Source organism: Actinophytocola glycyrrhizae, from assembly GCF_042653545.1.
GTDB classification, from domain to species: Bacteria; Actinomycetota; Actinomycetes; order Mycobacteriales; family Pseudonocardiaceae; genus Actinophytocola; species Actinophytocola glycyrrhizae.
Genome location: NZ_JBHSIS010000004.1, coordinates 148198 through 157083, shown reverse-complemented (window position 1 = coordinate 157083; position 8886 = coordinate 148198). Strand labels below are relative to the sequence as shown.

Below are 8886 nucleotides of genomic sequence, written 5' to 3'. Positions count from 1 at the left end.
ATCAAACTCTCCAACAATGCTTTGTATGAAGAGAAACAAATCCCAGCAATATATACCTAGCTCTATCAAAAGAGGCCAGGCACAAGCTCACTAGCATTTTGAATCGGCACACTGTTGAGTTCTCAAACAACACACGCTCAGCCATTCTATGCCGCGCTTGCGACACAGTCTGACAGACGTCAGTTGGTTTACTGCGTTTGGGGTGCTGGAGCGCCAATCCCTACTTGGGAGACCTTAGACGGTCCCGCTTGGGAGGCTTACCGCTCTAGCAGTGCCGCTACATGCTATCCGGTCCGATTCGCGGTGTCAACCCGCTTGGCCCGTTCGCATCCAGCCACTGAACTGTATCAGGGGCCGGAGTTTCGCGTCGGAGGGGGGTCAGGGCTTGCTGGTTCCTGTCCGGTCCGCCGCTCTGTGCGACGAGGAGAAAGTTACAGAGCCCGCGGTGCACAAGTCAAATCGCCTGGTCAGAGGCTTGCGCTCACAACAGCGGAAGCAAAGTCCGCAGCTCATAGGGGGTGACCGACCGGCGGTAGGCGTCCCACTCGTTGCGCTTGTTCCGAAGAAAAAAATCAAAGACGTGTTCGCCGAGGGTTTCGGCCAGGAGTTCGGACCCCTCCATCTCGGCGAGGGCCTCCCCCAGGTTCTGCGGGAGGTTGCCGTAGCCGGCGGCCCTGCGCTCGGCCTCGGTCAGCGACCACACGTCGTCCTCGGCCTCCGGCGGCAGCTCGTAGCCCTCCTCGACGCCCTTCAGCCCGGCGGCGAGGATCACCGCGTACGCCAGGTACGGGTTGCACGCCGAGTCGAGGCTGCGGATCTCCACCCGCCGCGACGACGCCTTGCCCGGTGAGTACATGGGCACCCTGACCAGGGCGGACCTGTTCGCATGGCCCCAGCAGACGGCCGTGGGCGCCTCCCCGCCGACGATCAGGCGCTTGTAGGAGTTGACCCACTGGTTCGTGACCGCGGAGATCTCCCGCGCGTGCCTGAGCAGCCCGGCGACGAACGCCTTGCCGGTCTTCGAGAGCTCGTAGGGGTCCTCGCTGTCGTAGAAGGCGTTCTGGTCGCCCTCGAACAGGCTCACGTGCGTGTGCATGCCGGAGCCGGGCTGGTCGGTGAACGGCTTCGGCATGAACGAGGCGCTGACCTGCTGTGTCAGCGCGACCTCCTTGACCACGTACCGGAACGTCATCACGTTGTCGGCCATGGTCAGCGCGTCCGCATACCGCAGGTCGATCTCCTGCTGGCCGGGGGCTCCTTCGTGGTGCGAGAACTCGACTGATATGCCCATCGCCTCGAGCGTCTCGATCGCGTGCCGCCGGAAGTGGGTGGCGGTCGCGTGGCTCGCCTGGTCGAAGTAGCCGCCGTTGTCCGCGGGCACCGGCTCGCTCCCGTCCAGCGGGACCTCGCTGAGCAGGAAGAACTCGATCTCGGGGTGCACGTAGCACGTGAAGCCGGACTCGCTCGCCTTGGCGAGGGTCCTGCGCAGCACGTGCCGGGGGTCCGCCCAGGAGGGGGACCCGTCGGGCATGGAGATGTCGCAGAACATGCGCGCCGCGTAGTGGTGCCCTTGCGGGTCCTCCCACGGCAGCACCTGGAACGTCGCCGGATCGGGGCGCGCGACCATGTCGGACTCGTAGACCCGGGCGAAGCCCTCGATCGCCGAGCCGTCGAAGCCGATGCCGTCGGAGAACGCGCCCTCCAGCTCGGCGGGGGCCACCGCGACCGACTTCAGGAAGCCGAGGACGTCGGTGAACCACAGCCGCACGAAGCGGATGTCCCGCTCCTCGAGGGTGCGCAGGACGAACTCTTGCTGACGATCCATGTCGGCAGCCTAGGTAGATCGTGTTAACTGCGTGTTTCGGCGCCGAGGACAGCACGGATCGGGCGAATCGCGAGCGACAGCAGCGCCGCGACGACGCACAGGCCACCGGCGAAGAACCACGCCATGTCGTAGCTGCCCTGTGTGTCGCGGATCGCGCCTGCGCCGAGCGCGGCGACGGCGGCGCCGACCTGGTGGGAGGCGAAGACCCAGCCGAAGACCACCGGCCCCGACAGGCCGAAACGGTTCCGGCACAGCGCCACGGTCGGTGGCACCGTGGCGATCCAGTCCAGTCCGTAGAAGATGATGAACACCCACATCGACGGTTCCGTCCCGGGTGCGAACAGCGACGGCAGGATCATCAGCGACAGGCCGCGCAGTGTGTAGTAGGCGCCGAGGAGCAGTCGCGGATCCACCCGGTCGGTGAGCCAGCCGGACAGGATGGTGCCCGCGATGTCGAAGATGCCGATCAGTGCGAGCAGGGACGCCGCGGTGGTGTGCGGCATGCCGTGGTCGTGTGCCGCGGCCACGAAGTGGGTGCCGACCAGGCCGTTCGTGGAGGCGCCGCAGATCGCGAAGCCGCCTGCGAGCAGCCAGAACGTCCTGGTGCGGGCGGCGTCGGTGAGTGCGCGGATGGCGCGGCCGAAGCTGCTCCCGGTGACCGGGCCGGCGGTGGTCACCTCTTCGGGTGTCGCTCCGTAGGCGGTCGTGCCGACGTCGCTTGGGTGATCGCGGAGCAGGGCCAGGACCAGCGGCACGACGGCCAGTGCGGCGGCCGCGACGACGAGGGCGGGGACGCGCCAGCCGTGTGCGGTGGCCAGGACGGCGACGAGCGGGAGGAACACCAGCTGGCCGGTGGCGCCCGCGGCGGTGAGGATGCCGCTGACCAGGCCGCGGTGCCGGACGAACCAGCGGCCGGTGACGGTGGCGACGAAGGCCATGGACATGGAGCCGGTGCCGACGCCGACCAGCACGCCCCAGCAGAGGAGGAGCTGCCAGCTCGCGGTCATGAAGACGGTGAGCCCGCTGCCCGCGGCGACCAGGACCAGTGCGCCCGCCACCACGCGGCGCATGCCGAGGCGGTCCATGAGGGCGGCGGCGAACGGCGAGATCAGGCCGAAGAGCACGAGGTTGATGGCGACCGCCGCCGAGATGGTGGCGCGTGACCAGCCGAACTCCTCGTGCAGCGGGTCGATGAGCACGCTGGGGACCGCGCGGAAGCCAGCCGCGCCGATGAGGGTCACGAAGGCGGCCGCGGCGACCAGCCACGCCCAGTGGATCCGGGGCCGCACCCGCCGCGCTCGCGGCTCGACTTGAGTCACGCCGGACAGCGTGCGGCACTTTCTCCCGGCCGACGAGTGGCCCGATCGCCAATATCTGAAAGAATCTGGCCATGGTCGTGCATCAGGTGGTCGTGCTGGCGCTGAACACGGTGATCGGCTACGACATGGCCATCCCGCCGCAGATCTTCGCCGAGGCGACCGGCAAGGACGGCGAGCGTCTCTACCGGGTGCGCATCTGCGGGCTCGACCGGTCACCGGTACGGGTGGCCTCGGGCTACACGATGGTGCCCGACCACGACGCTTCGATACTGGCCGAGGCGGACACGGTGATCGTCCCAGGCACCAAGGTCGAGGGGCCGCGCAGGCATGGCGTTCTTCCGCCCGAGATCGGGGAAGCGCTGGCCACGGTGCCCGCGCACGCACGGCTCATGTCGATCTGCACCGGCGCGTTCGTGCTCGGCGCGGCCGGGATCCTCGATCACCGGCCCGCGACCACGCACTGGGCGTACGCGGACGAGTTCCGCGAGCTGTACCCGAAGGTGGCACTCAACGAGAACGTGCTGTTCGTGGACGACGGCGACGTGCTGACCTCCGCCGGGCTCGGTGCCGGCGTGGACCTGTGCCTGCACGTGGTGCGGCGCGACCACGGCAGCGAGGTGGCGAACCGGGCCGCGCGGTTCTGCGTGGTGCCGCCGTGGCGGGAGGGCGGGCAGTCGCAGTACATCGACCGGCACGTCCCGGAGCACGGCACCGACGGCACGGCGCCGACCAGGGCGTGGGCGCTGGGCAGGCTGCACGAACCGCTCGACCTGGCCGCGCTCGCCGGGCACGCGCGGATGAGCGTGCGCACCTTCTCCCGCCGGTTCCGGGCGGAGACGGGCATGTCGCCCGGCACCTGGCTGACCAGGCAGCGGGTCGAGCGCGCCCGCCACCTGCTGGAGACGACCGACCTGTCCGTCGACGGGATCGCCGAGCGGTCCGGCCTCGGCACCGGCGCCTCGCTGCGGCAGCACATGCGCACCGCGCTCGGTGTCTCTCCGCTTGCCTACCGGAAAACGTTCCGGGCGGGCTGAACATCTCTCAGCACCGCGGTCCTAGGATTCCCGCATGATGCGCCGGATCCTGCTCGTCACGCTAGCGCTCACCGCAGCGGTCGCCACGGCCTGTTCCTCCGACGACCCGCCCGCCGGCGACGGGAACCTGCCGGACGGCACGGAGTTGTTGCGGGACGCGGCGGCGTCCATGGCCGACGTCGGCAGCGCGCACTTCGCGCTCAAGGTGAACGGCGAGCTCCCCGAGCTTTCCGTGAAGAGCGCCGAGGGCGACCTGACCAGGGAGGGCGGGTCGGGTGGCGCGGCCAAGGGCACGGTCGCCATGGACCTGATGGGCAACCTGTTCGAGGGAGAGTTCGTCCTGGTCGACGACTCCCTGTACATCAAGGGCCCGACAGGCGACTACCAGGAGCTGCCCGCGTCGATGGTGCGGAGCCTGTACGACCCCGCCGCGATCCTCGATCCGGAGAGGGGCGTCGCGAACGTCATGGAGAACGTGACGGACGCGCGCACCGAGGGTTCCGAGGACGTGGCGGGGGTGTCCACCTACCGGGTGGTCGGACGGGTCACCAAGGACGTCGTGTCGTCGCTGGTGCCGGGGATCGACTCCGACGTCGACATCACCTTCTGGCTGCGGACCGACGACGGGCACCAGCCGGTGAAGGCGACCGTGAAGGTGGAGCAGGGTTCGGTCGACGTGGTGCTGTCGGACATCAACAAGCAGGTCGACATCACGGCGCCGCAGTGACGACAGAGGTCCGGGCACGCGGCCGCGCGGTCGCGATCGGGGCGGGCGGGCTCGCGGTACTGCTGGGTGCGCTGGACACGTACGTCGTGGTCAGCGTGCTGCGGCAGATCATCGAGGACATGCGGATCCCGCTGAACCGGCTGGAGCGGGTCACCCCGATCGTGACCGGTTACCTGCTGGGGTACGTGGCGGCGATGCCGTTGCTCGCGCAGGCGTCGGACCGGTTCGGGCGCAAGCTGCTGCTGCAGGTGTGCCTGCTGGGGTTCATCGCCGGGTCGGTGGTGACGGCGGCCGCCGGGGACACCACGGTGCTCGTCACCGGACGGGTGATCCAGGGCGTGGCCAGTGGCGCTCTGTTGCCGGTGACGATGGCGCTGGCGGCGGACCTGTGGGCGGCGCACCGGCGGTCGGCGGTGCTCGGCGCGGTCGGCGCCGCGCAGGAGCTGGGCAGTGTGCTCGGGCCGGTGTACGGGATCGCGCTCGCGGCGGTGGCCGGGTGGCGCGGGGTGTTCTGGGTGAACGTGCCGCTGGCGCTGGCCGCGATGGTGGCGGTGCAGTTCACGGTGCCGAGGCGGGACCGGACGGGTGACCGTCCGAAGGTGGATGTCGTGGGGGCGGGGCTGCTGGCGGTCGTGCTCGGGTTGCTGGTGACCGGGCTGTACAACCCGGACCCGCGCGACCAGGTGCTGCCGTCGTGGGGGCCGCCGCTGCTGGTGGCCGCCGCGGTGGCCTTCGTGGCGTTCCTGGTGTGGGAGACGCGGGCGCGGACACGGCTGATCGACACCTCCGGGGTGGCGCTGCGGCCGTTCCTCGCCGCACTCGGGGCGAGCCTCGCCGCGGGTGCCGCGTTGATGGTGACGCTGGTCAACGTGGACCTGTTCGGGCAGACACTGCTCGGGCTGGACGACAACGGGAGCGTGCTGCTGCTGGTGCGGTTCCTGGTGGCGCTGCCGGTCGGCGCGCTGGTCGGCGGGTGGATGGCGGGCCGGTTCGGTGACCGGTTGCCCGCGTCCGCCGGGTTGCTGATCGCCGCGGCCGGGTTCTGGCTGGTTTCCCTGTGGCCGGTGGACGTGCTGTCGTCGCCGCATGACCTGGGTCTCGTGGACCTGCCACGGCTCGACACCGATCTGGTGATCACCGGATTCGGGCTCGGCCTGGTGATCGCGCCGCTGTCCGCTGCCGCGTTGCGGGTGGTGCCGTCGGCGCAGCACGGGGTGGCGGCCGCGGGCGTGGTCGTGGCGCGGATGACGGGGATGCTGGTCGGGGTGGCCGCGCTGGCCGCGCTCGGACTGCACCGGTTCCACTCGCTGACCGCGTCGCTGGACACGCCGCTGCCGTTCGGGAAACCGGAGGCGCAGTTCGACCGGGAGATGGCCGCCTACCGGGCGGCGGTGAACGACGCGCTGCTGACGCAGTACAGCGAGACGTTCGCGATCACCGCGGTGGTGTGTGTGGCCGGGGCGGCGCTCGCGCTGCTGGTCGGCGGGCGGCGCACCGAGGCTGGTCCGCCTCCCCGCATTTGAACGTGTTGGTCCCGACCCATCAACCACCTGTGACCGCAGGTGGTTGATGGCTGAGTGCCGTCACGTTCCCCTGAGGTAACTGCTGACCAGGCATGGCCTCAGCACAAAGATCCACGGGACAGGTTCTGATCAGGTCGCTTTCTTCAGCGCCCACGCGGGCAGCTGCCGCAGGACCGGCCCCAGCACGCGCCACGGCCACGGCGGGATGACCGCCCGTCTCGGTTCGCGTTCGATGGCGGCGACCATCGCGCGGACCGCGGGGACGGTGTCCGCGATCAGCCTGCCGGGTTCCGGGTTCATGTCCGAACGGATGTAGCCGGGCAGGATCGTCGTCACCCTGATCGGGGTGCCGGTCACGTCCACCCGGATGCCCTCGGCGAGCGACGAGACCGCCGCCTTGCTCGCCGCGTACGCGGTCACCGAGCCGGGCAGGCCGCGCAGCGCGGCCATCGACGACACGACCACCAGGTGCCCGGAGTTCTGGCGCCGGAAGATCTCCATCGCGGCCTCGCACTGCGCGAGCGCGCCGAGCAGGTTGGTCTCGACCGTCTCGCGGTTCTGGCGGTGGCCACCGGTGCCGATCGGGCGGCCCTTGCCGATGCCCGCGTTCACGATCACCCGGTCGAGCCTGCCCAGTTCGTCCGCGAACTCACCGAACACCCGGAACACGGCGTCCGCGTCGGTCACGTCCAGTTCCTTGACCAGCACGCGGCCGGGCAGCCCGGCCCGCAGGTCCTCCAGTGCGGGCAGACGCCGTGCGCACAGCGCCAGCGACCGGCCCTCCGACGCGAACTGCCGCGCCAGTTCGGCGCCGATGCCCGCGCTCGCGCCGGTGATCAGGATGTGCTGTCTCAAGGGCTGCACCGCGTGCCTTCCGCCGGGAGTTCCAGATCGGTCAGGTACTTCACGCCAGCGCCGTCGACGCATTCGTTGTCCTGCAGGAACACCGTGTGCTGGGTCGCCTCGTAGGTCAGCAGGACACCGCCGAGGCCCTCGGCGAGGGCCCCACCGGCCTCGTACGGGGTGGCCGGGTCGCCCGTCGTGGAGATGACCAGCACCGCGGGCAGGCCGGGCACGTCCGGCACGTGCGGCTCGCCGGTGTTGGGCACCGGCCAGTACGCGCACGCGTCCAGCACCGCGGTCGGCGGGTTGCCGTCGTCGAGGAACGGCGCCGCCTCCTTGTACTCGCGGTTGACCGCGAGGGCCTCGTCCGGGTCGGTCACGCGTGGGTCGTCGACGCAGCGGACGGCCGTGAACACGTCCTGAGTGGTCGAGTACGTCCCGTCGGGGTCGCGCTCCAGGTACAGGTCCGCGAGCGACATGAGCGTCGCGCCCTCGTTCTGCTTCAGCTCGTTCAGGCCGGAGTTCAGGTGCTCCCACAGCTGCTCGGAGTACAGCGCCTGCACGACACCGGTGGTGGCGTCCTCGTAGGAGAGCCTTCGGCCGTCGCCCACCTCCGCCGGGTTCTCGCCGAGCGGGCGGACCAGGTCGTGGAACTGCTTCAGCGCCTGCCCCTTGTCCCTGCCGAGCGCGCAGTCGTCCTCGCCGGTGCACCACGCCACGAAGTCGTCGAACGCCTTCTGGAAGCCCGCGCCCTGCGCGACGACCTCCTCGACCGGGGTCTTCGACGGGTCGAGCGCGCCGTCGAGGACCATCGCCCGCACGTTGCCGGGGAACGTCTCCGCGTAGGTGCTTCCGATGCGGGTGCCGTACGAGTAGCCGAGGTAGGTGAGCTTCTCGTCGCCGAGCGCGGCGCGCAGGACGTCGATGTCCTTCACGACGTCGCGGGTGCCGAGGTTGGCGAGCATCGCGGTGCCGAACTCGGTGTTGGCCGCGCACTTCTGCGCGTACTCCTTGGCCTCCGCGTCCAGGTTGGCCACACCTTCGGGTGACACGTCGAGCTCGTCGTCGTCGGCGCGTTCCTCGTCGATCTCCTCGTCGGACAGGCACTCGACGGTCGGCTCGCTGGAGCCGACCCCGCGCGGGTCGAAGCCGACGAAGTCGAACCGGGCGGCGAGGGTGTCGTTGACGTCGGCCAGCGCCGCCGCGGTCGAAAGGCCCGCCGCGCCGGGGCCGCCCGGGTTGATGACCAGCGAACCGATCCGCTGGTCCCGGTCCGTCGCCGGCCTGCGGAGAACGCCCAGCTCGATGGTGTCGCCGTCGGGTTTCGTGTAGTCCAGCGGCACCGTGAGGTGGGTGCACTGGAGGCCGTCGGCGCGGAGTGCCTGCTCGTCGTAGTCCGTCCTGCCGTAGTCCGCGCAGCCCTCCCACGTCAGCGGCTGGCCGTAGAACTGTTCGAGCCCCGGCGGGACCGGCCCGGCCGGCTCGTTCTGCTCCTCGAACGGGAGCCGCGGACCGGCCTCGCCGTCGACGGAGGTCGTGCACGCCCCCGCGACCGATGCGAGCAGGATGGAAGCTGTCACGATGGCGTGCCGACGGGATGTCACGCCAGTGATCC

Annotated in this window: 7 protein-coding genes; 3 read left to right on the top strand and 4 right to left on the bottom strand. The window is 70.1% G+C overall.

Annotation, left to right across the window (positions count from 1 at the left end; genetic code table 11):
• Nucleotides 1–481: 481 nt before the first annotated feature.
• Together ACFPCV_RS10540 and ACFPCV_RS10535 are read right to left on the bottom strand one after the other, a co-directional pair.
• Nucleotides 482–1825, bottom strand: coding sequence for a glutamine synthetase family protein (locus ACFPCV_RS10540; protein ID WP_378055894.1), 1344 nt, complete (start codon nt 1823–1825; stop codon nt 482–484).
• Between the two features lie 23 nt (nt 1826–1848).
• The gene (locus ACFPCV_RS10535; protein ID WP_378055893.1) at nt 1849–3144 is read right to left on the bottom strand and encodes an MFS transporter; all 1296 of its coding nucleotides are present in this window, start codon (nt 3142–3144) and stop codon (nt 1849–1851) included.
• Nucleotides 3145–3215: 71 nt separating this feature from the next.
• Between ACFPCV_RS10535 and ACFPCV_RS10530 the strand changes: the two genes are divergently transcribed.
• Genes ACFPCV_RS10530 through ACFPCV_RS10520 form a run of 3 tightly spaced genes read left to right on the top strand, consistent with a single transcriptional unit; the run spans nt 3216 to nt 6428 of the window.
• Nucleotides 3216–4178: a GlxA family transcriptional regulator gene (locus tag ACFPCV_RS10530; protein ID WP_378055892.1), complete on the top strand. Its 963-nt coding sequence runs from the start codon at nt 3216–3218 to the stop codon at nt 4176–4178.
• A gap of 34 nt (nt 4179–4212) precedes the next feature.
• Nucleotides 4213–4905 carry an LppX_LprAFG lipoprotein gene (locus ACFPCV_RS10525; protein WP_378055891.1) on the top strand — a complete coding sequence of 231 codons (693 nt, stop codon included), beginning with the start codon at nt 4213–4215 and terminating at the stop codon, nt 4903–4905.
• Nucleotides 4902–6428 (top strand): MFS transporter, encoded by a 1527-nt coding sequence (locus ACFPCV_RS10520; RefSeq protein WP_378055890.1) that lies wholly within the window; start codon nt 4902–4904, stop codon nt 6426–6428. Before ACFPCV_RS10525 ends, ACFPCV_RS10520 begins: the two co-directional genes overlap by 4 nt.
• Nucleotides 6429–6557: 129 nt before the next feature.
• Here ACFPCV_RS10520 and ACFPCV_RS10515 read toward each other — a convergent pair whose 3' ends face one another.
• Both ACFPCV_RS10515 and ACFPCV_RS10510 read right to left on the bottom strand, forming a co-directional pair.
• Nucleotides 6558–7283, bottom strand: coding sequence for an SDR family oxidoreductase (locus ACFPCV_RS10515; RefSeq protein ID WP_378055889.1), 726 nt, complete (start codon nt 7281–7283; stop codon nt 6558–6560).
• On the bottom strand, nt 7280–8851 hold the full coding sequence (locus ACFPCV_RS10510; RefSeq protein WP_378055888.1) for an alpha/beta hydrolase: 1572 nt from the start codon (nt 8849–8851) through the stop codon (nt 7280–7282). The genes ACFPCV_RS10515 and ACFPCV_RS10510 overlap by 4 nt, the downstream gene beginning before the upstream one ends.
• Nucleotides 8852–8886 lie beyond the last annotated feature (35 nt).